Below are 24,726 nucleotides of genomic sequence, written 5' to 3' on the forward strand. Positions count from 1 at the left end.
TAGACCTCGCGATCCCGACCGTGCCGAACTGTAGGGGTTCTCGCGGGCGGTCGGCCGCCGACGGCCCGACGCGTCGCCCAGCGGCCGCCCGCAGCCCAACCTGTCGTATCCGGCCCGGTCGGGGTCCGTTCCGAGACGTCGCCATGTCGCACGAGTCATCGTCATCAACGTCGATGCGAGCCCCGTCGACCGCAACAGGTCCAAGGTCCCGAGTCATGCCGGATGCTCGGCAAGGGATGATGACGTCCCGCAAGAAGAGGCCAATCCGCCTGATCCTCGCCCTCCTCGCGGTCGTCGGGGTGGCTGCGGCGATCCCGTTCGTCCGGAGGGAGCTCGACCCGGAGGCCCTCCGGCGCGCGGATGAATCCTTCCGCAAGGGGGATGCGACGACCGCCCTGCATCGTGCCCTCAAATACCTCGAGTCGCGGCCGAACAGCCGCTCGGCGAACCGGATCGCCGCGGTCAGCCTGAGCCGGCTCGACCAGCCCGATCGCGCCGAGCCTTACTATCAATGCGCGGGCCGGTTGGGGCTGGACGATCAGCACCTCCGCGCCCTCGCCATCGTCCGGGCCAACCAGCGAGACAAGGCGATCCGGGCCTATACGGATCTGCTCACGGAGCATCCCGACGACATCCTCGCCCTGAGACGGCTGGCGGGGGTCCGGATCTCGCAGACCCAGTACATCGAGGCGATGGACCTCGCCGAACGCCTGACCAAGCTCCCCGACGGCCAGATCATCGGCTACACCCTCGCCGGCCTCATCTATCACCGGACCGGCTACACCGACCAGTCGGTCGGCAAGTTCGAGCACGTCCTGAAGCTCGACCCCGAGCTGCGCCAGATGCCCCTCGAACCCGCCTGGCAATTCTGGGCGTTCCTGGCCGAAGGATTGCTATCGCTCGGCCGCTCCGCCGAGGCGAGGGGGTATCTCGTCGAGGCCCTAAAGACGAGCCCCGAAGCAAGGCTCGCCGGCCTACTGGGCCGGGTACACCGGAACGAGGGGGACATGGACGAGGCGGAGAAGGCCTGGCGGCTCGCGACGCAGTGGAACCCGCAGCTCGGCGGCCCCTGGCTCGAACTGGGGCGACTGGCCCTGGACCGAGACCAGGTACAGGAGGCGGTGGCGCTGCTCGAGAGGGCCGCCGCGCTCACCCCGGCCTCGCCCGAGCCCGCCTACAGCCTGAGCCTCGCCTACCGCCGGCTCGGGCAGGCGGAGGCCGCCAACCGGCTCGCGGCCCGCGCCGAGGAATTACGAAAACGCCAACGCGAGCTCTTCTCGCGAACCGGAACCAAAGCGAGCCCAACGCCATGACCCGAATCAATATCTCGCGACCGCAAGGCGCTTTGGTCCGACTGGCCGCGATCCTACTGCCGTGCTGGTTCGGGGCCGGCTGTCGTCCCGACCCGCCGACATTCGCCAGGGAGTCGGCTCTGAAGCCGCCCGCTCCGGCCTCGACGGCCGCCGGCTCCGCCGAGGCCCCGCGCGCGACGCCCGACCCCACGGACCTCGGGCCGTCGACCGACCAGGCCGAAGACAGGGCCTCGGGCACGATCCGGTTCCGCGACGCGACGGAGGCCTCCGGGATCGACTTCGTCCATTGCAGCGGCGCGAGCCCCGAGAAGATCTACCCCACGGCCAACGGCAGCGGCCTGGCGATGATCGACTACGACAACGACGGCAAGCTCGACCTCTATTTCGCCTCGACCCGCAACCTCCCGCTCGATGCCCCGAATCAGTCGAAGGGGAACAAGCTCTTCCGCAACAAGGGCGACGGCATGTTCGAAGACGTGACCGCGAAGGCCAGGGTCGGCTTCAACGGTTTCAACCACGGGGTCTGCGTGGGGGACCTCGACGGCAACGGCTGGCCCGACCTCTACCTGACGACGATCGGCAACAACGTCCTCTACCTCAATCAGGGGGACGGCACCTTCCGCGACGCCAGCGCGGGCTCGGGCGCGAACGTCGGCCCCTGGTCATCGGGCTCGGCCGTGCTCGATTACGACGACGACGGCGACCTCGACCTCTACGTCACTTGCTACGGCACCTGGCCCGAGGGATCCTCCACGATCTTCGCCGAGATCCAGAACAAGGGGATCCGCACCTACGCCTCGCCGAAGCAGATTACACCCTCTCGGCACTACCTGCTGAGGAACCGGGGGGACGCGACGTTCGAGGATGTCACCGAGGCGGCCGGGATCCTCCGGAAAGACGGCCGGGGCCTCGGCGTGCTGGCCTGCGACCTGAACCAGGACGGCCGCGTCGACCTCTTCGTCGCCAATGATATGTGCCCCAACTTCCTCTTCCTGAACCGGGGTGGCGGCACGTTCGAGGACGCCAGCGAATCCTCCGGGGCCGCCCTCAGCGAGGCGGGATACGCCCAGGCGGGGATGGGGGTCGACGCCGAGGACCTGAACGGCGACGGCCTCCCCGAGATCATCGTCACCCACTTCCGCGAGGATTACGACACGCTCTACCGCAACCTCGGCAAGGGCCTCTTCCGGGACGTGAGCGCGAGCGCGGGCGTCATCAAGGACAGCATGCCCAACGTCGGCTGGGGTTGCGCCCTGGCCGACTTCGACAACGACGGCCATCCCGACCTCTTCGTCGTCAACGGGCACGTCGACGACAACCTCTCGGCCATCACGGGGCTCGACGTCCCCCAGGCGGAGCCCCCCAAGGTCTGGCGGAACCTCGGCGACGGCCGTTTCCGCATCGCGAAGGGGGCGGGTGCCTATTTCGACACCCCCCAGGTGGCCCGTGGCGCGGCGTTCGGAGACCTCGACGACGACGGCGACGTGGACGTCGTCGTCTCGCGCCTGGACGCCCGCCCGGCCATCCTCCTCAATGATTCGGAGGCGCGTCCCTGGATCAGGCTCGACCTCCGCACCGGCCCGTCGCATCGCCCGGCCGTCGGGGCCTCGATCGACGTGAATGCGGGAGGAAAAGTCCTGCGCCGGCATCTCAAGGGAGGGGGCAGCTACCTCTCCTCGAACGACCCACGGCTCCTCGTCGGCCTCGGCTCCTCCGAGAAGGTCGACCGCGTCGAGATCCGCTGGCCAGGCGGCCGCGTGACGACCCTCAAAGAGCCGGCCTTGAGGCAGACCCACCGCGTCGACGAGCCGACGACGGCCGAGGCCACCACGGGGGAAGCCAAGCGATGACTCGACGCTCGACCCGACTGCTCTGGCTCGTGGCCGCCCTCCTCCCGGTCGGGACGACCTGGGCCGCCTGGTCCTGGATGGCCCCGGGGCCCGACCTCCGCGAGGCGATCGCCCTGGCCAAGTCGAACCGTTTCGACGAGGCCGAGGCTCTCGCTCAAAAGTACCTGGCCCGCGACCCGAAGAGCGCCCGCGCCCACATGCTCCTGGCGCAGTTCGCTCTCAACCGGCCCGAAAGTCCCTCGCCCAACGAGGCCGATCCCGAGGCGGGCAAGCGCAACGCCCGGCGGGCCCTCGAGCACCTCGACCAGATCCGGACCGACGCCACCAACCTCGATCCCAAGCTCCCGCCCCTCGTCGCCCTCTATCGAGGCAAAGCCCGGAACCGGCTCGGCAGTCTCGTAGAGGCCGAGGCCTCCTGGGAAGAAGCTCTCCGGCTCGATCCGCAAATCCCCGAAGCGGGATGGCATCTGCTGGAGATGCAGTATCTCCAGGGGCGCGTCGAGGACTCCCGCCAGTTCGCGTTGAAGATGCACGGGATCGAGCTCGACCCGCACGACCGTGTCCAGTACCTCGTCGAAATCCTCCGGCAGGAGGCCCGCACTCCGGCCCCCGAATCCCTGCTCCCGATCTTCGAGCCGATCGTCCGCGACCATCCCCAGGATTACCGCGCCCGCATCGCATTAGGACTCGCCCGGGTGCGTTCCGGTCGGATCGACGCGGGGATCGACGAACTGCGGCAGGCCGTGCGGCTCCAGCCGGAGAGGCCCGAGCCCTGGCAAGCCTGGCTCACCGGCATGGAGGAAGCCGGCCAGATCGACAACCTGATCCGGGCCTGGGATCGGCTCCCGTTGTCGTTCGCCGACTCGGATCGGTTCTCCACCTTCGCCGCCCGGATTGAGCAGGAACGCGGCGACTTCGCCAAGGCTATCGAGCAATACCGGCGTGCCCGCCACGCGTCCCCCTGGGATCGCACCGCCCTCTTCCGCCTCGGGCGGGCGCTGTCGAACGCGGGCAAGACGGCCGAAGCCGCGGAGGTCGATCGCGAACTTCGGGGCATCAACGAGGCCGTCGCCGAGGTCCCGAGCCTCCACGAGGAGTTGAACGCCCTGCCCGACCTCGGGATCACGCCCTATCCTGAACTCTGCGAGCGGGTCGCCCGCAACCGCCAGCAACTCGAACATCTCGACGAGTCACGAGCCTGGCAGGCCCTCGCCGACCGGGATCGAGCGAAGGAGTTGGCCTCAAGGCCTTAAGCCGCGTGGATCGAACCCGAGGATGACGATCGGCGTCGGGCTCATGGCTCGCCGACCTTCTCCACCACGGTATCCGCAGCACCGACGACCCGCCCATCCTCGGATTGGACCTCGAGCCTGCGAAGTGGCTGAGACTCCTTGCGATCTACGAGCCGGGAATGGGGCTCATCCGGCTCGTAGCAGAACGCTTCACCCCACTGCCGCAAGGCGACGAGGACGGGGAAGAGTTCCCGCCCCTTTGGGGTCAAGACATAGTCATGATAGGCGCTCCCGTCCGACGCGGGGACGAGTTCGAGGATGCCGTGGGCGACGAGCGAGCGCAGCCGCGTCGTCAGGATGTTCTTCGCCACGCCCAGGCTCTTCTGGAACTCGCCGAATCGCCGCAACCCATCGAAAGCATCGCGCACGATGAGGAGCGACCACCAGTCGCCGATCACGTCCAGCGACCGGGCGACCGGGCACTCGGCACCCTCCAGGCTCGTCCGCTTCACCATCGGGATTCGACCTCATCAAGAATCGTCGCGACACCCCAGGTTGCATCTTAGGACCATTCCTGACCATCAGCAACTCGAGGTCCACAACTGGGGAATCGAGAACGGCTTTTGGCGAAACGTTGCCCGACGAACCTGACGGTCGCACGTTTGGACCTGGAAACGGCAGACTCCATGACGATCCGGTTCCATAAGGCGACGATGAAATTGCTGGACCTAAACCCGACGCCCTCCCTGAACGCCCCGAACTGGACGTGAGTGATACGGCGGTGACCAGCGCCGCCGTGGACGAGTTCCAGGCCGCCCGACCGGACCTTCGCATCGAGAGATAGAAACGAATCGAGCTGCCAGGATGAATCACCGGGCAGAGACCCCACCCAACGCAAAGCGGCGTGGCCCCTCTCCTTTCGGTTGAGGCCACGCCGCTTTGAAGTCCGAGCCCGATCCGAGGATCGGCCGAGATGATCAGGGATTCAGGGCGGAGTTATTCGTGTCGTCGGCGGGCAGCCTGGAGCCCTGCGCGGCAGCCTTGGCACGCTCCTGACTCTCAAGGCGGAGTTTCTCGAGGCGGCTCAGGGGCTTGTCGGGAGAGTCGCCCGGCTTGGGGGTCGCAGCGGCGAGGGTGGGCTTGGGGGCCGAGCCGCCAGTGCCGTTCTTGCGCTGCGGCAAGGGGGCATCGACGCGGAGTCGGCCGGAGCCGATGTTGTGCAGGATCGGCTCACCGTCCTGGGTGATGACGACCTGGCAGAAAAGGCTTTTCGTCTCGCCGGGGGGCGTGGCCGGGTCGGTCTTGAGGTGGAAGACGATGTCGGTGGTGTCCTTGGTGATGGTGGCCACGTCGGTCGTCACCTTGTTCGGCAAGCCGATCAACGTCACCTTGGCCTCGCCGTGGAAGTCCTTGGCCTTGTTCACCTTCACCGCGATGTCGACCTCGTTCCCCTTCTCCACGCTGGCCGCGCTGAAGTTCAGGGCAAGGTACGGTGGGGCGATGGTCAGCTTCGCGAGCTGCGACGAGACCGTGAGTCGCCCGGCCCCTCGGCCCTGGCGATTATTGCCACCGGCCGGGCGAGGCGGTTGAGGGCCGGTCGGCGGCTCGAAGTAGGTGCCGTTGACCACAATCCGCCAGGTGGCGAGCTCGGCCCCGCCATTCGCGTTGATCGGGATCAGGGCCTCGTTCTGGTTCTCCGGGATCAGGATGCCCCCCTTCGAGGCGGTTCCGGGCGGATTCCATGGGAGCGAAACGGCGATCGGCGCGGTGAAGCCGGGCTTGCGCTTGGCGACCACCTTCAAATCCATCGTCCCGCCCCGGACCAGGGGAACCTTGGGCTCGACGATCTCGATGGTGAACGGGGCCTCGTCGGTGACGGCCACCGCCAGGGATTCGACCGTGCGAGTCCAGAAGGGGACGTTGTTCTGCCCGAGGACCAGCTCGGCCGTGGAGACGAACTCGCTGGGGATCTGGAGCTTGGAGTCGACCGGCTTGCCCGAGATCGTCGCGAGGGTCGCCCCGACAGGAGCATTGGCATCGGCCGTGAAGAGCACCGGCTGGAGCGAGGAGCTCGAGCTCATCGTGTCGGTCTCGAACGAGACGCCCGCGGGGAGCGACGAGGCGTTCAGGGTCAGGGCCCCGCCGAAGTCGGCACGGCTGGCGTTCACGAGGATCGCCTGGCGATTCCCCCGGGGGACGGCGATGGCCATCGTCCCGGTGCCTCGACGGAGAGACTCGTTCGGGGTGCTGAGGACGAGCTTCGGCTCGACGGGGTTGATCTCGACGCGATAGGCGTAGTCGGGGCCGCCCTTCTTGAGGTGGTCGGTCACCGAGAGCACAAATTCGCCATCCTTCGGAGCGGTGAATCGGATGTAGCTGTCGGGCCCGCCGTTGTCGTCGTTGCTGGCGATGGCCCCGCCGTCTCGCGAGGAGATCGAGAGGATGGAGTCGAGCGGCGAGCGCACTTGTCGGGCGAAGACGCGGACGTCATAAGTCTGCCCCTTCGTCGCCTTGAAGGCGTAGAGGTCCACGTCCCCCTCAGCCCCGATCACACCGTTGAGGGCCATGGGAGGGGCAAACGCCGTGGCCCGGGCGTGGGTGTCGTTGGGCTCGGCCTCGATCGTGTTGCCGAACGGGCTCAGGCGGAAGACGTTGGGATAAGGTGCGGTCCCGCGATCGTCCTGCGCAACCAGGCCGAAGTCGCGCTCGGCCGAGTTCGGCAGGGTGAGGCTCGTCGTCTTCTCGCCGAGGACGTCGCCGATCCATCGCACGGTGACGGCCTCGCCGACCTTACCGCCCGCCGGCACGGTGGCCGTCGGCCTGGGGAAGTTTCCGACGTGGAGCCGGTAGAGGCAGTTGGCGTTGCCGGCGTAGGCGCTCTCGCGGACGAGGATGACGTACTTTCCGGCCTCGGGCGCAACGATGGAGACGAGCCCGTCCTGCCAGACGAGGGCCGAGTCGTCGCTCGATCCCATCTCGAACCGCTTCGCGTTCAGGATCGCCACGTAGGGGTCGAACAGGGTCAAGCCGAGGCGGATCCCCTCGACCTCGGCCGTGATCCTCTCACCTTCCTTGGCCTCGACGACGTAGTAGTCGACGTCCTCATTGTCGGCGATGCCGTTGACCGTGACGTTCATGTCGATCGGCTGCGGCCTGGCGAAGTCGTTGTTCGGCTCGGCCTCTCCCACGTCCTTGAGCACGCCCACGCTGAACGTCTTGAGGGGACTCACGCCGGTCGCCGTGCGGAGCCGGAAGTCGTGAAGGCCGACCGTCGCGTTGGCGTCGATCTTCAGAGTCGCCTTGACCCGACCGTCCTTGTCGGCCGCGAGCTTCGTGACCTGGATCCCCGGCTGATAGAAGAGGATCTCCCTGGCGTCGGTCAGCCGCTGGCCGGTCAGGGTCACCTCGACCTCGGAGCCGCGCTGGCCCCCGACCGGGCTGATCCCCCTGATGGCAGGGCTGACCGCCATCGCGGAGGGCGTGACGATCGCGAAGGCGAGCAAGGCGAACGTGATCGATTTCATGGTTGGCGTACGATCGAGGGCCGTTGGTCTGGGTTTGGTCGTTCCGTCTAATCTCGCGAGGATCGGGGCGATCTTGCCGGGTCGAGGCTTTCTGGAAGATCGGGACGAGGCAAATCATCAAGGCGGCGAGAGGCCGGCAGGTTTCGGAAGGCGGGAGGCCGACCGACACAGTCCTCGTTGAGACATTTGAACAGGAAAAGACACGCGGCGCAATCAGGCATATCGGCCACGCATTTGTATAGAAGCGTCAAAATGGGGAGACCGGGACCGGCCGTCCCCCCGCATCGGGTCGAAAACCGAAAAGGCTCGGGCGGGTCGGCGGGAGATGGGGCGTGAACTGGGACTAGGTCTCGAGCGAATCCCTTGCGCCCGATGAGGTTGGGCGTATGAAAACGGACGGACACCCGACCCCGGCGTCCTTGCCGAAAGTGAGGGTCCCGTCCGCAAATCAGATACTTGAATCGCTTCTGTGATCGAGTCGGGCGAGGCGTGAGCTCAGCCGACGCGAGAAGTGGCCACCGCGATGGAGAACCCCTGGACGACGGCGGCGATCCGGATCACCTGATGGATCCGATCCTCGGTGACCGTCTCGGCGAGCAGGCTCTGCTCGTGGGCCTTGATGCAGGTCTCGCAGCCGGCGAGGGCCGCGCAGGCCATCGAGCAGAGCTCGAAGAGTTTCTTGCTCGTCGCCGGGCGGACCATCCGGGACATCCGCAACCCGGCCTGACGCTGGGAGTAGCTTTCCTTGCCGATCATGTGTCGGAACCGGTAATAGACCGTGTTCATCCCCATGATCGCCGCCGAGGCCTTGGCGTCGGCAGCGGCGTCATCCGTGAGTTGGCCCGCCCCTTGAGCCTTGATGGCCTCGGCCAGCTCCGTGTCCTTGATGAACAGGGCGCTGGCGAACGCGATCGCGTATCGTTCCTGGAGCTCAAGATCCCCATTATCGAGGACGTTGGCGAGATTCAGGCGGAGATCCTTGGTCTCTTCGCCCAGCAAGGCCTTGAGTTCGTCGAGTGAGGGCATCGGATCGATGACTCCGCGGAAGGAGGCGACCGGGAAGAATCCACGCGCGACCGGGCCGACCCGCTCGGGGCAGGCGGAAGTTCCTGATCGCTCACGAGTTCGGCTTGGGTAACGAGGTGGAGTCGAAGCGGCGGGCCGGGGAGAACTCCGGCCCGCCGCGTCTCGGGATCTGCAAGGAGGGAACCGTGACCCTCGGCTCAGACCTTGATCGTCTCTTCGCCCTTCTTCCAGTTGCAGGGGCAGAGCTCGTCCGACTGGACGGCGTCGAGGACGCGCAGAACCTCGTCGACGTTGCGGCCGACGTTGAGGTTGTACACGGAGACCCACTGGATGACGCCATGCGGGTCGACGAGGAAAGTCGTGCGCTGGCAGACGCCCTCGGTCGGGTCGAGGATGCCCAACTCGGCCGCGAGCTTCTGCGCGGCGATCAGCGGATATTTGAGCGAGTGCAGGTCGTCGTGCGACTTGCACCAGGCGAGGTGCGAGAACTCGTTGTCAGTGCTGCCGCCGACGACCTCGGCGTCCCGATCCTTGAAGTCGTGGAGCTTGCGGTTGAACTCAACCAGCTCGGTCGGGCAGACGAACGTAAAGTCTTTGGGATAGAAGAAATAGACGACCCAACGGCCCGCGTACTGCTCGCTGGCGACCGTGGTGAGGGCATTCTCACCCGAGCCGATGCTGGCCTTTGCCGTGAACCGGGGGAACTTGTCTCCAACCGTCAACATGATCAAGGTCTCCTGGATTCACGCCGGTCTTCGATCCCGCAGGCTGGGACCACCGTGGAATGCGGGGCCGGCGTGCTCGTGACATTGGTCATGTTAAGAGTTTCGATGTTATAATTCAATGGAAGCCTAGGCTATAGAATCAATAAGAGCTTCTTATGGACCTAACCCAACTCCGCTCGTTCCTGAAAATCGCCGAGTACCGGAGCTTCACGCGTGCGGCGAAGGATTTCGGCGTCTCGCAGCCGGCGCTGAGCCAGCAGATCGCGAAGCTCGAGGCCGACCTGGGCCGGCCGATCTTCGAGCGGCAGGGGAGGCAGATCAGCCTCACCGAGGCGGGCGAGCTATTGAAGCGGCAGGCCGAGCAGATCATCTCGCTCGCGGACGACACGGCCAAGCTGCTCTGCGACGACGGGGAGTCGGGCAAGGTCATCGTCTCGGCGATCCCGACCATCGCCCCGTACCTGCTCCCGTCCCTGATCCGGACCTTCCACGGCCGGCATCCCCGCGCCCACATCGAGATCCACGAGGAAGTGACCGAGTCGATCCTCAAGCGTTGCGCGATGGGCGAGATCGACGTGGGGATCCTGGCCTTGCCCGTCGAGCGGGCCTACCTCAAGTTCGAGCGGCTCTTCGAAGAAGAGCTGGTCCTGGTCCTGCCGACCTCGCACGAACTCGTCCACAAGCCGGAGATCCTCCTGGAAGACCTCCAAGACGAGCCCTTCGTCTTGCTCGACGAGGCGCACTGCCTCTCGGGCCACATCCGCAGCTTCTGTCAGCGCCGGGCCGTGCAGCCGGTCACGACCGGGAGGACGCAGCAGCTCTCGACCGTGCAGGAGCTGGTCTCGCTCGAGCTGGGGGTCTCCCTGATCCCGGAGATGGCCCGCCGCGTCGACTCGAGTGATCGCCGGGTCTATCGTTCCCTCAGCGGCAAGGTCCCCACACGGACCATCGCCGCCTGCTGGAACGCCGACCGCTACCAGTCTCGCCTGGCGAAGCGGTTCCTCGACGCCCTCCGCGAGATGAAGCAAGAGGCCGAGCCGGGCGATTGAGTCTCTTCGAATGGCGAACGCCCGGGGCACGCTCCGCCATTATCCCATCTGGTGGAGCCGCTCGATGAAGTAAAGCCCGGTATACACCTTGGGATCCACCAGGGTCCCCTCGGCCACCCGGGCGCGGAGCCAGGCGTCGACCTTGCCGAGCGGCACTTCCGTGACCTGGATCGACTCCCCTTCGACACCGCCGCCATCTCCGACCTTGTGAAGCCCGGTTGCCAGCATGATGTTGATCACCTCGTCGGTGATGCCGGCGGATGAGGGTCCCCGGGTCAGGTACGTCACCGAATCCGGCTCGTAGCCCGTCTCCTCGATGAGTTCCCTCCGGACGGCCGTCTCGAGGGCTTCCTCCTCCGTCCCCTCGACATCCCCGACCAACCCTGCCGGGAACCCGACGACCGCGACGCCCCCGACGGGGATCCGCTTCTCGTGTGTCAGCAAGAGCTTGCCGTCATCGGTCAACGCCGCTATGAAGACCGACCGGATAGGCCGGGTGCGCTCGATGAACTCCCACCCCTGCCTGCGGACGAGTCGCAGGAACCGCCCCTCGCCGATGACCTCATCCTGACCGCTCATGACATGCCCCCTGCCTCGCCCGGCCATTTCGGCGCGTACGTCATCTCGTTTCAGATCCGACCCGATCCACGAGTTGAAGATCGGCGATGTCCCGACCCAACTCAAGAGGCCCGCCCCCTTCGAAATGCAACAAGGGGCATTCGGAGCCTCGGCACGCGAGGAGACTCCAAATACCCCTTGGATTCGACTTCAGGAAAGGGCCCTGGCGGGTGGGACCTCTTCGGCTCTAATCAACTCCGCTTAGCTCTGCTTGGAGGGAGCGAGCTGAGCCGAGGGAGCCGGAGCGGCCTGGGGGGCGGGGACGACGGCGGGGGCACAAACCGGGACGGTGCGGGTCACCGGGCGGTAGCAGGTCTCGGTCACCGTCTCGCAGACGGGGACGGGGATGCAGCGGGTGATCGTCTTGGGGACGCAGACGAAGGTCGTGACGGGGATCTTCTCGTTCACGACTTCGCTGACGATCCGGCAGGACGTGACCGGCACCTGGATGGTCTTGCACTCGGTAACGAGGCGGCAGGTCGTGACGGGCACCTGGCGCGTCTGGACCTCGGGGACCATCGTGCAGACCGGGACGTTCTTGACGACCGGGACCGGCGTGTAGCAGGTCTTCGCCACGGTCGTGTGACCGCAGGTCGGGGCCGTCTTGCCGCAGAGGCCGCAGCCGTGCGAGACCGTCGGGACGGTCACGAGCTGCGTCGTCGGCTGCATGCAGTATTCGGTGACCTGGCGGTAGGTCGTCACCGGCTTGCAGACGGTGAAGGTCTGGGTGACCATCGTCGTCTCGGAGACGGGACGGCAGGTCGTGATCGTCTTGGGGACGTAGGTCGTGTCGTAGACGGGGCGGCAGACCGTACGCTGACGGTCGACGAAGTTCACCTGCGCCTGCTTGACCATGATGGTCTCGGTCACAGGCTGCATGTGAATGCGCTGCACGACGCGGTTCACCTGGTACGGGACCATCTCGGTCACGCACTGGTACGCAGGCGCAGGGGCCGGGACGTACGCACAGGGAGTGCTGTGGCACTTCGTACACGCCGAAGCAACGCCCGGCGCCGCAACGAACGCCAGTCCCAAAGCCGCAAAGAAGCCACGTGCCCAAAATCGCATCGCTGTAGTTCTCCGGTTGGCAATCCAGGTTGACAAGGACTTCGTCCTGATGGAACTCACTGTATCTTACAATATGGGAGAAATAAATCGCCTGGGCACTCTAAATAATTTTGGACGACTATCCCGGCATTTCTCGATGAAAATCATCGAGATGGTCGCAATTTGGGTATTCTGAGATGATTGTCCGGCCAAAGTTAATAAGTTGGACCTAACGATTACCGTGTCAGTATTGAGAAGCTGGAGAATATTCGGGGCAAATCCATTGAGTCACGCCGGGCGATGGCCGATACCGTCGACAAAGCTGCCGCCTTGACGCGCAGTCCGGCTCGCGGCCCGATTTGTCGAGAGGGGTCTCCCTCGATGCCCGAGCTGCCTGACATCGCGATCTACGTCGAGGCGTTGGAGCGCCGGGTCCTGGGCGCAATCCTCAAGGACGTGCGAATCCGCAGCCCGTTCCTGCTTCGGACGTTCGATCCCCCGCTCGAGTCCGCTTTCGGCAAGAAGCTCGTCGCGATCCGGAGGCTGGGGAAGCGGCTCGTCTTCGGCCTCGATGACGACCTCTGGCTGATCCTGCACCTGATGATCGCGGGGCGACTCCACTGGAAGCCGCTCGGGAAGCCCGCATCCAGCAAAGCCGGGCTCGCGACCTTCCTCTTCTCGACCGGGTCACTCCTCCTGACCGAGGCCGGCACGAAACACCGGGCGGGGCTGCACCTCATCCAGGGATCTGCGACCCTCGAAGAGCATGACCCAGGCGGGCTCGAGCCCCTCTCGGCCACGCTCGACGACTTCCGCGTCGCACTCCAGGCCCAGAACCACACGATCAAGCGCTCGCTCACGAACCCGCGTATCTTCAGCGGGATCGGCAACGCCTACTCCGACGAGATCCTGCACCGCGCCCGACTCTCCCCGCTCACCCTCACCCAGAAGCTCAAGCCGGACGAGGTCGAGCGGCTCTACGAGGCCACCCGCGTGGTGCTCGTCGAGTGGATCGAACGCCTCCGAGCCGAGGCGGGCGACGGCTTCCCCGAGAAGGTCACGGCCTTCCGCCCCGAGATGGCCGTGCATGGCCGCTTCGGCATGGCCTGCCCCGTCTGCCAGGCCCCCGTCCAGCGCATCCGCTATGCGGACAACGAGACCAACTACTGCCCCCGCTGCCAGACCAACGGCCGAATCCTCGCCGATCGCTCCCTCTCCCGGCTCCTCAAGGACGACTGGCCGAGGCACCTCGACGAACTCTGAACGACGCCTTGATACATAAAAATCCATACATGTTCATGCATCTTATTGCCGCCCACCTTTACACAGTCCGCCCATAGCCGATTGCGTATCCGAGGTCGGGCCTCCCTTCCGGCGAAAGAACCGTTAGACTGATGCCGACGTCAGTCGATCTATTCGGACCAAGGCGCGAGGGATGCGATGGTGCCAGCGTTACGCAGATGGCCGTGCGGACTCGTCCTGTCCCTGCTCACGCTCGCATCGACCCTGATCTCCGAACCGACGGGATGGGCCCGGGGCGAGGAACCCGCCAGGCCTCCCGAGGCTTCCACCTTCCGCAACCCACTCAAATTGCAGGGCGCGGATCCCTGGATGACCTACCACGACGGCTGGTACTACCTCGCGACGACGACCTCGGGCGACATCCGGCTCCGTCGTGCCCGGCGACTGGCCGAGTTGAAGGAAGCCGTCGACCAGGTCGTCTGGAAGGACCAGACCCCTTCGCGATTCCGCGACATCTGGGCCCCCGAGTTCCATCGCCTGGACTCGGGCCAGGGGCCGCGCTGGTACCTGTATTACACCGCGTCCGACGGCGAGGACACGCACCATCGACTCTTCGTCGCCGAGAGCCAGGGGGACGACCCGTTCGGCCCTTACGCGTTCAAGGCGAAGTTGCAGACCGACCCCGACGACGCCTACTACGCCATCGACGGCACGGTCCTCCGCATGCCGACGGGGGCGCTCTATTACCTCTGGTGCGGGCGCCCCAGCCCCGCGGGCCAGGGCCTCTACATCGCCCGGATGTCCAATCCCTGGACCCTGGCCGGGCCACGCACCTATCTCCCCGCCGATGGCTTCGGCTGCAAGGTCGTCCGTGAGGGCCCGATCCCGCTCCTGCGCAATGACCGGGTCTTCCTGATCTACTCCGCCTGCCCGGCCGATACGCCCGACTACAAGCTCGGCATGCTCAGCGCCCCGTTGACGAGCGACCCGCTCTTGGTGGCCTCATGGACCCAGCATCCCGAACCCGTCTTTGTTCGGAACGACGAGGCCGGGGTGTACGGCCCGGGGCACAACTTCTTCTTCCAGTCCCCCGACGTAAGGAAGACTGGATCGTCTATCATGCGAAGACGGGCACGCAGAAGACCTATGCCGATCGCTCCACGCGTGCCCAGCGCTTCCATTGGAACCCGGACGGCACCCCCAGCTTCGGCCAACCGATCGCGCTCGACCGGGACATCCCCTCCCCCTCCGGCGAGCATCCAGCCAGGGTCAAGAATCCCGCCGGCAATTGATCAGCTAGATTTTATTTATTCCCCAGCATGATCGCATCAATTTGATTGCGAATTCTTGCTCGAAGCCTGATGTAGAAATCCAAGGATCTCGTCGCGGAAGCGGTCGGGATCCTTGGCAAGGTGTTCGAGATGGCCGGCGCCCTCATAGACCGATAGCGACGCATGTGTCTGGACTCGATCGCAGATAGATCGGGCCTCGTCCGGCCGTGCCCTCGTGTCCCTGTCTCCCGCCATGATCAGCACGGGGATATCGCCGGGTATGCCGTCGATCGCCTTGACCGGAGATATCTCGTCGAGGTGCGGTATCACCCAGTGCGACACGAGCAAAAGCCCTTGGTAGGCGAACCAGTCGAGAACCGGGGGCAGATGGTTCTCGAGCCGGTTCCTCACCGCGGTCTTGAGATCCTTAAAAGGGCTCTCGAGGACATAATCGCGGACCCGGCCTCCCAACTCCCCGCTGGCGAAGACCGCCGCGGCCGCACCGAGCGAAAGGCCGTGGATGAGGATCGGCCTGCCCGGCCTGCGGCGCTCGAGGAACTCGACCGCGGCGATCACATCCCGTCTCGCCCCAAAGCCGATGTCGTTGAACTCCCCCGCGGAATCGCCGTGAGCCCGGAGCGAGACCATGAGCACGGAAGAACCGGCCCCGGCATAAATCCAGCCGCGATCGAGGCAACGGAGCCGACTGCCCGAATAGCCGTGGATCAGCACGACTGAAGGGGCGTCAGCCCTGCCCGGCAAGAGCCAGGCGCCCAAGTCTAAGCCGTCTCGCGTCGTGAGGCGAAGGGGTTCGAGGACGCCCCAATCGAGGCTGGGCGCGGGCTCTGCGAAGATGGGGCGAGATCGCCGCGTCAGCCTATAGGCCACCGCGAACGAGGCGAGCAGCCAGAGCATGATCAGGATACCCACGAATGCGAGACAAACCTTCCAACGCCGCGATGCCGTTCGGATCAACGTCAGCTTCATGCAATATCCTTGACAATATACGTCGTCATGGCGCTGCATACTCATCGCCGTCCTCGATGACCTTCGACGTGAGAGCGTATTTCGCGACACGTCCCGGGTCATCCACCCGACGATCGTCACGCGATGGCGAACGACGGCCGGAAAACCGATGCCGCGTGATCACCCTCGCCGAAAGTGTCAAGGCCCAGCCGTCAAAGGATTTGCAAGTCGCCAGGATTGCTGTTTGTTCGATTGACTGGTGTGAGTCCCGCGGAAGGCCTGACTCAGACGAGCACGATCCTTCCCTCGAGGCAACCCGGAGCGGCGGCCCATCGGGCATCCCGAAGCGCCATGTGAGAGGATCTCGAAAAGTTCAACATTTTCAGCGGGGACGGATATTCACGGGTCTCCAACGTCGGAATTCGGAAACCGCCAGTTCCTAAAAAATTCGCTTGCAGTTGGCCCTCGAATTCGACTACAAGTGTCTCATTCAACTGGCACCATGCTTGGTCCCTGTACCCCTCAAGAACTCGCGATTCGCGCCGAAGATAGCCCTTCCAGGATGTGACTCCTTCGTCATCGTAAGGGCATGAGCGTCGGACACATGAATGAGCCTGCTCGATGAGGTGACATGACCGTGATGCGCTTGGCGATGGCTGCAGTCGCACTGCTATTCCTCCTCCCGGTGATCGTCCTCGGCCAGGTGAAGGAAGGCCAGGAAGACAAGATCTCCAACGACAACCCCGCACGCCCCTTGCAGATGCCCCCGGCCTCGACCGAGGCGAAGGAGGCGATCGACGACTTCGATCGCTTCCAGAGGCGAGGGGCATGGGAGCGAGCCCTGAAGTCGCTCTACACCATCGCCGAGGACCAGACGCGCCGGTTCGTCGACGGAGAGAATGGCTTCATCATCCCGATCGAGCGCAAGCGTCGCCTGATCCTCGCCGCATTACCGGCGAATGGACGTGCCGCCTGCCGGCTCTTTTACGATTCCGAGGCCAAGCGGTTGCTCACCGAGGCCGAAGGGTCCAACGAGCTCAAGAACCTCGAAACCATCTACTCCTCCTATTTCATCACGTCGGTAGGGGACAACGCGGCCGACCGGCTCGGTGACCTCTACTTCGAGATGGGCCGGTTCGACCGCGCGGCCGAATGCTGGCTCGCCGTCGTGCGAGAGGCCCCCGACACCGACCTCTCACCGGCCCAGCTCTCCACCAAGGCGGCGCTGGCGCTCTATCGGGCGGGGCGGTTGGCCGAGTACGAGCAGTTGAAGTCGGAGATCGCCGAGCGTCACGCCGACGAGAAGATCACCCTGGGCGGACTCTCGGCCTCCCCGGTCGAGCAGTTGCGCCGGCTGATCGTCGAGAACCCGACTGAGGCCAAGACCAAGGCCGCCTCCGCGGCCTCCAGGGGCGAAGTCGGATTCGAGGGGGAAGTCGAAACGATCTGGCAGGCCCGCATCGCCGACTCCATCGAGGCCGGCATGAGCCCGCCCGAACTGAGCCAGTGGGAGATGAACCCGCTGAGCGCCGCGGTGCCGGCGGTCGCGATCTCGGAGACGAACCTGTTCGTCAACTTCCTCGGCCACAACTTCGCGATCGACCTCAAGACGGGCAAGATGCTCTGGCGCTCGGCCTCGTTCCATCACCTCGAGATGGTGGGGATGCAGGACCAGTCGAGGATGGTCGACACCACCCGGTTCGCCGTGATCGCCTCGGGCGAGTACGTCTGGAGCCTGGCCAAGGACCTCAAGGATCCGAACTTCTTCGGCCCCTTCCGGCTGACCTGCCGACGCGCCGACAACGGCGAGGCCGTCTGGCAGACGAATGAACTGGCCGACTACGCCCCCTATGACCTGGTCGGGCCACCGCTCCTGGTCGGGGGCAAGCTATATATCACGGCCAAGTCGCAGGCGAACCCGCAGATGATGCAGGGGCAGCCGCAGCAGTTCGTCCTGGCGATCCAGCCCGAGGACGGCCGGCTCATCTGGAAGGTCGAGGTCGCGACCTTCCGCCAGGGCGTCCCCATGTACTACTTCTACTACAACCGCGACCCGTCGCCCCAGCCAAGGCTCGTCCACCGGGCGGGGGCACTCTACGTCGACACCCAGGCGGGCATCCTGGCGAAGCTCGACGCGGAGACCGGCGTGCTCGATTGGGGCTACGGCTACAAGACGGACCCCGCCCAGAGCATGGACCGGTTCTTCTTCGGCTACAGCCGGCCCTCGGAGGCGACCTCCTCGGGGAGCAACCCCATCGTCGACGGCGAGGCCTTCCTCATCAAGGGGATGCAATCCGACCGGCTCTACGCCCTCGAGCCCAACCGGATGAAGGTGCTCTGGGAGCGCCCGATCTCGAAATCCGCGAGACTGCTGGGCACGGACGAGACGACCCTCTTCCTCGGCGGCCCCGAGCTGAGCGCGCTCGACCTGAAGACGCGAGAACTGCTCTGGGCGACCAAGCTCCCCAGCGGAAGCCTCGACGGCCACCTGCTCGTCAGGCCCGACGGCCTCTGGCAGCTCACGCCTCGCGGCGTCTTCGAGATCGACCCCAAGACCGGCGCGGTGCGTCGGATTTTCCGCGGGAAGGACCTGGGGGCGGCCAGCGGCAGCCTCTACCTCACCGACCGCTTGGTGCTGGCGATCTCCAACCGTGCCATTTCCGCTTATCCCCGCAAGGCGGCCGGCGCCGAGGCCAACGCCAGCGTGGACGCCCCGACCCGAGAGAAAAGGGCCTCGAATGAAGAATAATCGATTGATCACGCTCGCCACTCTCGTGCTCGTGTGGGGCGGGATCGGCACCCTCGGCTCGGCCCAGATTGTGTCCGAGAACATCGAGGGCTTCACGGTGACGGGCAAGGGGCTCGTCATGGCCAAGCCGAACCTCGTCGAGGTCGACCTCGAGGTCTCCGCCGCCTCGGAGCTGACCGCCGACGCCATCGTCAAGTATCGCGACGCCAAGCGGCGGATCCACGACGCCTTCGCCGGGCTCAAGCTCGCCAACCTCTCGCTCGAAGAGCGGGGGCTGCTGCTCGACCAGAAGGGCATGCAGAACATGAACTACTACTTCGGCGGCTATCAGCCCAACTCGCGGACCAAGACCGAGGTCCAGCTCTCCCGCAAGCTCGTCCTGAAATTCTCCGACATCCGCAAGATGGAGGAGGACAAGCTGATCCAGCAGATCGGCAAGCTGCTCGACGTCGCGCAGGACGCCGGGGCCAAGGTCGGCAAGACGAACGACTACAACCCATACTATTATGACTACTCGTCCCGGTTCAATCAGGGGCTCGTCAAGTTCGTGGTCGACGACCTGGACACCCTCCAGGAGGCCGCGTACGAGAAGGCCATCGCCGACGCCCGCACCAGGGCCCAGCGCCTGGCCAGGCTGAGCGGCGTCACCCTCGGCCCGGTCGTCTCGGCCCGCGAGGTCAGCGTCCCCGGCGATCGGCCGAGCCCGAACTACAACTACTATCCCGGGAACACCGACGACGAGAATCTCCCCAAGCGCCTGGAGGCCTCGAAGTTCCAGGAGATCCCCGTCCGCGTCGAGCTCCTGGTGCGGTTCGAGATCGTGCCGGCCTCGGCGGGCAAGGAGCGAGCGGGAGTGGAGAAGAAATGATGACCCATCCCTTCGCCGATCGAGAGTCGCGTCGCGCCTTCCTGGGCCTCGGCTGCGCACGTTCGCTCGCCGCGATGGCGGGGGCCGGGTGGGTCTCGGCCTGGAGCCCGAAATCGCTCCGCGCCGCCGAGCGCCAGGTCCTGCCCAAGCACGTCACGCCCGAGACGCTCAAATCCGTCATCAAGGGGCTCGACTATCTGGCGGGCCGGCAGGCCGAGGACGGCTCCTGGATCGTCGGCGGGGGCGAGGCCTACCCGGTCGCCATGACCGGCCTGGCGGGCACGGCCTTCCTGGCTCACGGGAACTCACCCACGCGGGGCAAATATTCCAAGGTCGTGCAGGGGGCGGTCGAGTACCTCGTGCGCTGCGGGACCAGCACGGGCCTGATCACCGGGCCGAGTCAGGACAGCGGCCAGCCCATGCACGGGCATGGATTCGCGCTCATGTTCCTGGCGTGCGTCTACGGGATGATCAGCAAGGAAGCCTTGAGGAACCAGGTCCGCAACGTCGTCCGCAAGGCCGTGACCCTCACGAGCCAGGGGCAGAGCGCCGACGGCGGCTGGACCTACGTGCCGGGGACCGGCGACGAAGGATCGGTAACCGTCACTCAGGTGCAGGCCTTGAGGGCCGCACATAACGCGGGGTTCCTCGTGCCCAAGGCGGTGATCGAGGAGGCGGGCAAATATCTGGAGAAGTGCCGGACGCCCGAGGGGGGGATCCAGTACTCGCTCCGATCGGGCGGAGGGCCTCGCCTGCCGATCTCGGCGGCGGCCGTGGCCACGCTCTACAACGCCGGCCAGTTCGACAGCGCCATCGCCACCGACTGCCTCAAATATGTCTGGGATCAGTATCGGGCCCAGGAAGGCTGGGACAAGTCGGGCGGGCACTCGTTCTACACCCACCTCTACGCCTCCCAGGGGTTCTACATGGCGGGCGATCAGTACTGGGATGCCTACTTCCCCGGCGCCCGCGACCAGTTGATCCGGATGCAGCAACCGGACGGTTCCTGGAATGGAGACGGGATCGGCCAGGTGTATGGGACGTCCATCGCCGCCATCATCCTCCAGCTCCCCTTCAAATATCTTCCGATCTTCCAGCGCTAAGCTATATGCCAGTCATCAAAATAGGGAGGATGCGATCTTGAGCGGCACGACAACCGAGCTCGACCTCGCCGAGTTGGACGAACTCCGATCGGCCTACAAGCAGATCCGCGAGCAGGTCGCCAGGCAGATCGTCGGGCAGGATGACGTGGTGGATCAGCTCCTGATCGCCGTCTTCGCCCGGGGCCACTGCATTTTGGAAGGGGTCCCCGGCCTCGCGAAGACCTTGATGGTGAACTCGCTGGCCCAATCCCTCTCGCTCGAGTTCAACCGGATTCAGTTCACGCCCGACCTGATGCCGAGCGACATCACGGGCACCGAGGTCCTCTACGAGGACCGAGCCAGCGGGGCGAGAGAGCTCCGCTTCGTTCCGGGGCCGATCTTCGCCAACCTCGTCCTGGCCGACGAAATCAACCGAACGCCGCCCAAGACCCAGGCCGCCTTGCTCGAAGCCATGCAGGAGCGGCAGGTGACCGCCGGCGGGCATCGCCACGCCATGCCCGACCCCTTCTTCGTGCTGGCGACCCAGAACCCGATCGAGCAGGAAGGGACGTATCCCCTGCCCGAAGCCCAGCTCGACCGCTTCCTGTTCAAGATCTACATCAGCTACCCGACCCCGGACGAAGAGCGACGGATCTACCGGCTCACGACGGGGGCCGAGACGCCCGAGATCACCCCGCTGTTAACCGGCGAGCGGATCTCGGCACTCCAGAAAGTCGTCCGCCGGGTGCCCGTCTCGGACCACTGCATCGATTACTCGATGGACCTCGTGCGAGCCACGCGTGGACCCGAGCATGGCGGGCCGAGCTACATCGGCGAATGGGTGGCCTGGGGCGCCGGGCCTCGCGCCGGGCAGTCTCTGATACTTGCCGCCAAGGCGAAGGCCGCGCTGGCCGGCCGGGCCAGCGTCTCGATCGAGGACATCCGCGAGGTCGCCCGCCCCGTGCTCAGGCACCGCATCGTCATCAACTACAACGCGCAAGCGTCGGGCGAGTCGAGCGACTCGATCATCAAGAGGCTCTTGAACGACATACCGGTCAGGAAGGGAGCCGCCGATGCCTCAACCGCCGAAATATTCCGATCCTGACGCCATCGCGCGGATCACGGACCTGACCCTGCGATCGAGGCGGCTCGTCGAGGGGGCCATCAGCGGGCAGCACCGCAGCCCCTTCCACGGCTTCAACATCGAGTTCGCCGAGTATCGCGATTACACCCCGGGCGACGACCTGCGCCGGCTCGACTGGCGCGTCTTCGCCCGCTCGGATCGGCACTACATCAAGCAATATGAGGAAGAGAGCAACGTCCGCGTGACCTTCCTCGTCGACGCCAGCGCGTCGATGAACTACAAAGGGGCGGGCCGGCTCTCCAAGTATGACTACGGCGCGACCCTGGCCGTCTCCCTCGCGATGTTGCTTACCAGGCAGCAGGACCCTGTCGGCCTCGTCCTCTTCGACGAGAAGGCGAACACCGTACTGCCCCCGGCGGCCACGCAGGCGCAGATCATGGTGATGTCGGGCCTGCTCGAGAAGTGCCGGCCGGCGCGGAAGACCGAGCTCGGGGCCATGCTGCGGTCGGTCACCGACCAGCTCAGGCGCCGGAGCCTCCTGGTGATCATCTCCGACATGCTCACCGACCTGGACGCGGTCTACGACGGTTTGAATCGGCTCCGATTCCTGGGGCACGAGGTGCTCTTGCTCCAGGTACTCGACCGCGACGAGGTGGACCTCCCCTTCGACGGCCCGACCATCTTCCAGGACATCGAGGGGGATGAGGAGCTCTTCGCGGAGCCCTGGGCTTTCCGCAAGTCGTATCAACAAGCGATGAAAGACTTCCTCGACGGCCTCAAGAAGGAGTGTGGCAAGCGGGGGTACGACCACGTGCGGTTCTTCACCGATGAGCCGCTCGGATCGGCCCTGAGCGTCTTCCTGCACACCCGGGAAGAGATCGGCCGCTCGCCCCGATAAGTCACGGGACCATCATGCTTTCATTCCTGAGCCCGCTCTTGATCTGGGGGACGCTCCTCGGCGCCATCCCCATCATCATCCACCTGCTGAACCGCCGACGGTTCCGCCGCGTGGAATGGGCGCCGATGCGCTACCTCAAGCTCACCATCCAGCGCAACCGGCGCCGGATTCAGATCGAGCAGCTCCTGCTCTTATTGTTGCGGATCGCCGTGCTCGTCCTGCTATTCTTCTTCCTCGCCAGGCCGATCCTGAACCCGACCGGCCTCGAGAAGTGGCTCGGCTCGGGGGGGCGCACCAGCCAGGTCGTGCTGGTCGACGACTCGCTGAGCATGGGCTACGCGGCCGGCGAGGCCGTCGCCTTCACGCGGGCCAAGGAAATCGCCGCCGCCCTCTTCGCCGGGGCGAGGCCGCAGGACCGATGCACCCTGATGACGACCTCGGCCCCGAGGTCTCCGGTGCTGCACGAAGTCGAGGGCTCGAGCCGCGAAGACCTCTCCGGCGGCGTCTCGTCGCTGGCGATCACCGCGACCCACGCCTCCTGGCCGGCGGTGCTCGAGGGGGTCGACGAGGTCCTCAAGTCGTGTACGTATCCGACCCGGCAGGTCACGATCATCACCGACATGAGGCGGGCCGGCTGGGAGAGCGGCGTCTCGGCCGTCGCCAAACGCTGGGACGAGGCCGACGTTCGCGTCAGGGTCGTCGACGTCGGCGCGGAGGAGGTCGCGAACGTCTCGCTCCAGTCGCTCAACTCGCTCGATCGCACCATCCTGGCCGGGGCCGAGAGCCGCTGGGAGGCCGTGATCAAGAACGACTCGACGCGCACCCTCACCGGGGCCAAGGCCGTGCTCCGGGTCGACGACAAGCCGACCGAGGTGACCCTGCCCGACATCGCCCCGAGGCAGGTGGCCAAGGTCCCGCTGAACGTCCAGTTCCCCGGCCCCGGCTCGCACGACCTCTCGCTCCAGATCCCCGAGGACGAACTCCCCGGCGACAACCAGCACTGGGCGGCCGTCCCCGTCAAGGACTCGCTGCTCATCAGGCTCGTCGATGGCGACCCTTCCACCGAGCCCTTCGGATCCGAGGTCGACTATCTCGCCGCCCCTCTGTCGATCGGCGTCGGCGCGGCGGAGGCCTGGCGTGTCGAGGTCGTGCCCGAGAATGACTTCCTCTCCCCACGCCTGGATCCGGCCGATGTGCTCGTCCTGGCCAACGTGGCGGCGCCTTCAGTGGAGCAGGCCGAGCGGATGCGAAAGCTCGTCTCCGAAGGCATGGGCGTCATGATCTTCACCGGCTCGAAGCTCGACACGGGGCTCTATAACGACCTCTTGTTTCGGGTCACTCCCAGGCTCCTCCCCTTCCCGCTCAAGGGCCTTGTGGAAGAGAGCATCCGAGGTTTGATCGTCGAGCCGATCCGCCCCTCACCGCTCGAGAAGCTGCTCGAGCTCAAGACGACGGCGCTCGAGCGTGTCGCCGCGAAGCAGATCATGGCGGTCGACGAGCAGGGCCAGGAGGGGCAAGTGAGGGTGCTCGCCCGCTGGAACGACCCGGGGAGGTCGCCCGCGATCGCCGAGCGCATCGTCGGCGACGGCCGGGTCCTGCTCTGGACGACCACCGCCGACCGCGCGGGTAATGACTGGCCGATCGAGCCGAGCTTCGTCCTCGCCGTCCGCGAGGCCGTGCGAGGCGCGGCCAGGCCGACCCGTTTCGACAACAACGTCTCGGCCGGCGAACGGATGAGGCGCGTCGTCCATTCGAGCCAGCAGATCGCCAACGCCAAGCTCCTGCCCCCGGGGGGCGGCGAGCCGGTCGCCCTCTCGGCCGTGCCCCTCGAGGAGAAGCCGAGCGACCAGGGGCCCGCCATCGAGATCAAGGTGCCCGACACGAGGCGGGCGGGGGTCTACCGCGTCTCGTGGGATGAGGGGCCGCTCGGCAACCAGCAGGACACCTTCGCGGCGAACCCCGACCCCCGCGAGAGCTCGCTCGAGCGGATCGGCTCCGCCGAGCTCAAGGCCATGCTCGACCCGCTCTCGGTCGAGGTGGCCTCGGCCCGAGGCGCGGGGGGCGAGCTCTTCTCGCCGATGGGCCGCGAGATCTGGCACGAGCTGGCCCTCGGCCTGCTCTTCCTCCTGATCGCCGAGTCGATCTTCGCAACGTGGGTGGGACGCTCCCGATAATCTCGATA

The 24,726-nt window shown here is 65.8% G+C and carries 19 protein-coding genes; 12 read left to right on the forward strand and 7 right to left on the reverse strand.

The window, feature by feature from the left end; all coding sequences use genetic code 11:
* Positions 1-236 precede the first annotated feature (236 nt).
* From ACOYYX_RS19670 to ACOYYX_RS19680, 3 genes are read left to right on the forward strand one after another with little or no spacing between them, the layout of a single operon-like run.
* On the forward strand, positions 237-1,313 hold the full coding sequence (locus ACOYYX_RS19670) for a tetratricopeptide repeat protein (protein WP_422922931.1): 1,077 nt from the start codon (positions 237-239) through the stop codon (positions 1,311-1,313).
* Entirely contained in the window at positions 1,310-3,163 is a 1,854-nt protein-coding gene (locus tag ACOYYX_RS19675) for a CRTAC1 family protein (RefSeq protein ID WP_422922933.1), read from the forward strand. Before ACOYYX_RS19670 ends, ACOYYX_RS19675 begins: the two co-directional genes overlap by 4 nt.
* Positions 3,160-4,416, forward strand: coding sequence for a tetratricopeptide repeat protein (locus ACOYYX_RS19680; protein ID WP_422922934.1), 1,257 nt, complete (start codon positions 3,160-3,162; stop codon positions 4,414-4,416). Before ACOYYX_RS19675 ends, ACOYYX_RS19680 begins: the two co-directional genes overlap by 4 nt.
* 41 nt (positions 4,417-4,457) lie before the next feature.
* Here the strand turns inward: ACOYYX_RS19680 and ACOYYX_RS19685 are convergent, their stop codons facing one another.
* The 4 genes from ACOYYX_RS19685 to ACOYYX_RS19700 all read right to left on the reverse strand — a co-directional run bounded on the left by ACOYYX_RS19685 (position 4,458) and on the right by ACOYYX_RS19700 (position 9,670).
* A complete protein-coding gene (locus tag ACOYYX_RS19685) occupies positions 4,458-4,910 on the reverse strand; it encodes a winged helix-turn-helix transcriptional regulator (RefSeq protein ID WP_422922935.1) in 453 nt (150 codons plus the stop codon).
* A 462-nt stretch (positions 4,911-5,372) separates the two neighbouring features.
* Positions 5,373-7,919 carry a PPC domain-containing protein gene (locus tag ACOYYX_RS19690; RefSeq protein ID WP_422922937.1) on the reverse strand — a complete coding sequence of 849 codons (2,547 nt, stop codon included), beginning with the start codon at positions 7,917-7,919 and terminating at the stop codon, positions 5,373-5,375.
* A gap of 495 nt (positions 7,920-8,414) precedes the next feature.
* Complete coding sequence (locus ACOYYX_RS19695) at positions 8,415-8,945, reverse strand: carboxymuconolactone decarboxylase family protein (RefSeq protein WP_422922939.1); 531 nt, start codon at positions 8,943-8,945, stop codon at positions 8,415-8,417.
* Positions 8,946-9,142: 197 nt separating this feature from the next.
* Positions 9,143-9,670: a peroxiredoxin gene (locus ACOYYX_RS19700; RefSeq protein WP_422922941.1), complete on the reverse strand. Its 528-nt coding sequence runs from the start codon at positions 9,668-9,670 to the stop codon at positions 9,143-9,145.
* Positions 9,671-9,825: 155 nt separating this feature from the next.
* Between ACOYYX_RS19700 and ACOYYX_RS19705 the strand changes: the two genes are divergently transcribed.
* Positions 9,826-10,719: a LysR family transcriptional regulator gene (locus ACOYYX_RS19705; RefSeq protein ID WP_422922943.1), complete on the forward strand. Its 894-nt coding sequence runs from the start codon at positions 9,826-9,828 to the stop codon at positions 10,717-10,719.
* 39 nt (positions 10,720-10,758) lie between these two features.
* On the opposite strand, the gene ACOYYX_RS19710 is transcribed toward ACOYYX_RS19705, so the two are convergent.
* On the reverse strand, positions 10,759-11,298 hold the full coding sequence (locus ACOYYX_RS19710) for an NUDIX hydrolase (protein WP_422922945.1): 540 nt from the start codon (positions 11,296-11,298) through the stop codon (positions 10,759-10,761).
* A gap of 240 nt (positions 11,299-11,538) precedes the next feature.
* Positions 11,539-12,405 carry a hypothetical protein gene (locus ACOYYX_RS19715; protein ID WP_422922947.1) on the reverse strand — a complete coding sequence of 289 codons (867 nt, stop codon included), beginning with the start codon at positions 12,403-12,405 and terminating at the stop codon, positions 11,539-11,541.
* A gap of 360 nt (positions 12,406-12,765) precedes the next feature.
* On the opposite strand from ACOYYX_RS19715, the gene ACOYYX_RS19720 reads away from it, so the two are divergent.
* The gene (locus tag ACOYYX_RS19720; RefSeq protein ID WP_422922949.1) at positions 12,766-13,647 is read left to right on the forward strand and encodes an Fpg/Nei family DNA glycosylase; all 882 of its coding nucleotides are present in this window, start codon (positions 12,766-12,768) and stop codon (positions 13,645-13,647) included.
* A 177-nt stretch (positions 13,648-13,824) separates the two neighbouring features.
* Positions 13,825-14,949 (forward strand): glycoside hydrolase family 43 protein, encoded by a 1,125-nt coding sequence (locus ACOYYX_RS19725; protein ID WP_422922951.1) that lies wholly within the window; start codon positions 13,825-13,827, stop codon positions 14,947-14,949.
* A gap of 5 nt (positions 14,950-14,954) precedes the next feature.
* Here the strand turns inward: ACOYYX_RS19725 and ACOYYX_RS19730 are convergent, their stop codons facing one another.
* Positions 14,955-15,884, reverse strand: coding sequence for an alpha/beta hydrolase (locus ACOYYX_RS19730; protein ID WP_422922953.1), 930 nt, complete (start codon positions 15,882-15,884; stop codon positions 14,955-14,957).
* Between the two features lie 631 nt (positions 15,885-16,515).
* Between ACOYYX_RS19730 and ACOYYX_RS19735 the strand changes: the two genes are divergently transcribed.
* The 6 genes from ACOYYX_RS19735 to ACOYYX_RS19760 are packed head-to-tail and all read left to right on the forward strand — an operon-like array spanning position 16,516 to position 24,718.
* The gene (locus ACOYYX_RS19735; protein WP_422922955.1) at positions 16,516-18,612 is read left to right on the forward strand and encodes a PQQ-binding-like beta-propeller repeat protein; all 2,097 of its coding nucleotides are present in this window, start codon (positions 16,516-16,518) and stop codon (positions 18,610-18,612) included.
* Positions 18,602-19,480 carry an SIMPL domain-containing protein gene (locus ACOYYX_RS19740; protein WP_422922957.1) on the forward strand — a complete coding sequence of 293 codons (879 nt, stop codon included), beginning with the start codon at positions 18,602-18,604 and terminating at the stop codon, positions 19,478-19,480. Before ACOYYX_RS19735 ends, ACOYYX_RS19740 begins: the two co-directional genes overlap by 11 nt.
* Positions 19,477-20,583, forward strand: coding sequence for a prenyltransferase/squalene oxidase repeat-containing protein (locus tag ACOYYX_RS19745; RefSeq protein WP_422922959.1), 1,107 nt, complete (start codon positions 19,477-19,479; stop codon positions 20,581-20,583). Before ACOYYX_RS19740 ends, ACOYYX_RS19745 begins: the two co-directional genes overlap by 4 nt.
* Positions 20,584-20,620: 37 nt before the next feature.
* Positions 20,621-21,667, forward strand: a complete 1,047-nt coding sequence (locus ACOYYX_RS19750; protein WP_422922961.1) for an AAA family ATPase — start codon at positions 20,621-20,623, stop codon at positions 21,665-21,667.
* Positions 21,636-22,544, forward strand: coding sequence for a DUF58 domain-containing protein (locus ACOYYX_RS19755; RefSeq protein ID WP_422922963.1), 909 nt, complete (start codon positions 21,636-21,638; stop codon positions 22,542-22,544). The genes ACOYYX_RS19750 and ACOYYX_RS19755 overlap by 32 nt, the downstream gene beginning before the upstream one ends.
* A 14-nt stretch (positions 22,545-22,558) precedes the next feature.
* On the forward strand, positions 22,559-24,718 hold the full coding sequence (locus tag ACOYYX_RS19760; protein WP_422922965.1) for a BatA domain-containing protein: 2,160 nt from the start codon (positions 22,559-22,561) through the stop codon (positions 24,716-24,718).
* The last annotated feature ends 8 nt before the right edge of the window (positions 24,719-24,726 follow it).

Source organism: Singulisphaera chitinilytica, assembly GCF_049331405.1.
GTDB lineage: Bacteria > Planctomycetota > Planctomycetia > Isosphaerales > Isosphaeraceae > PoT.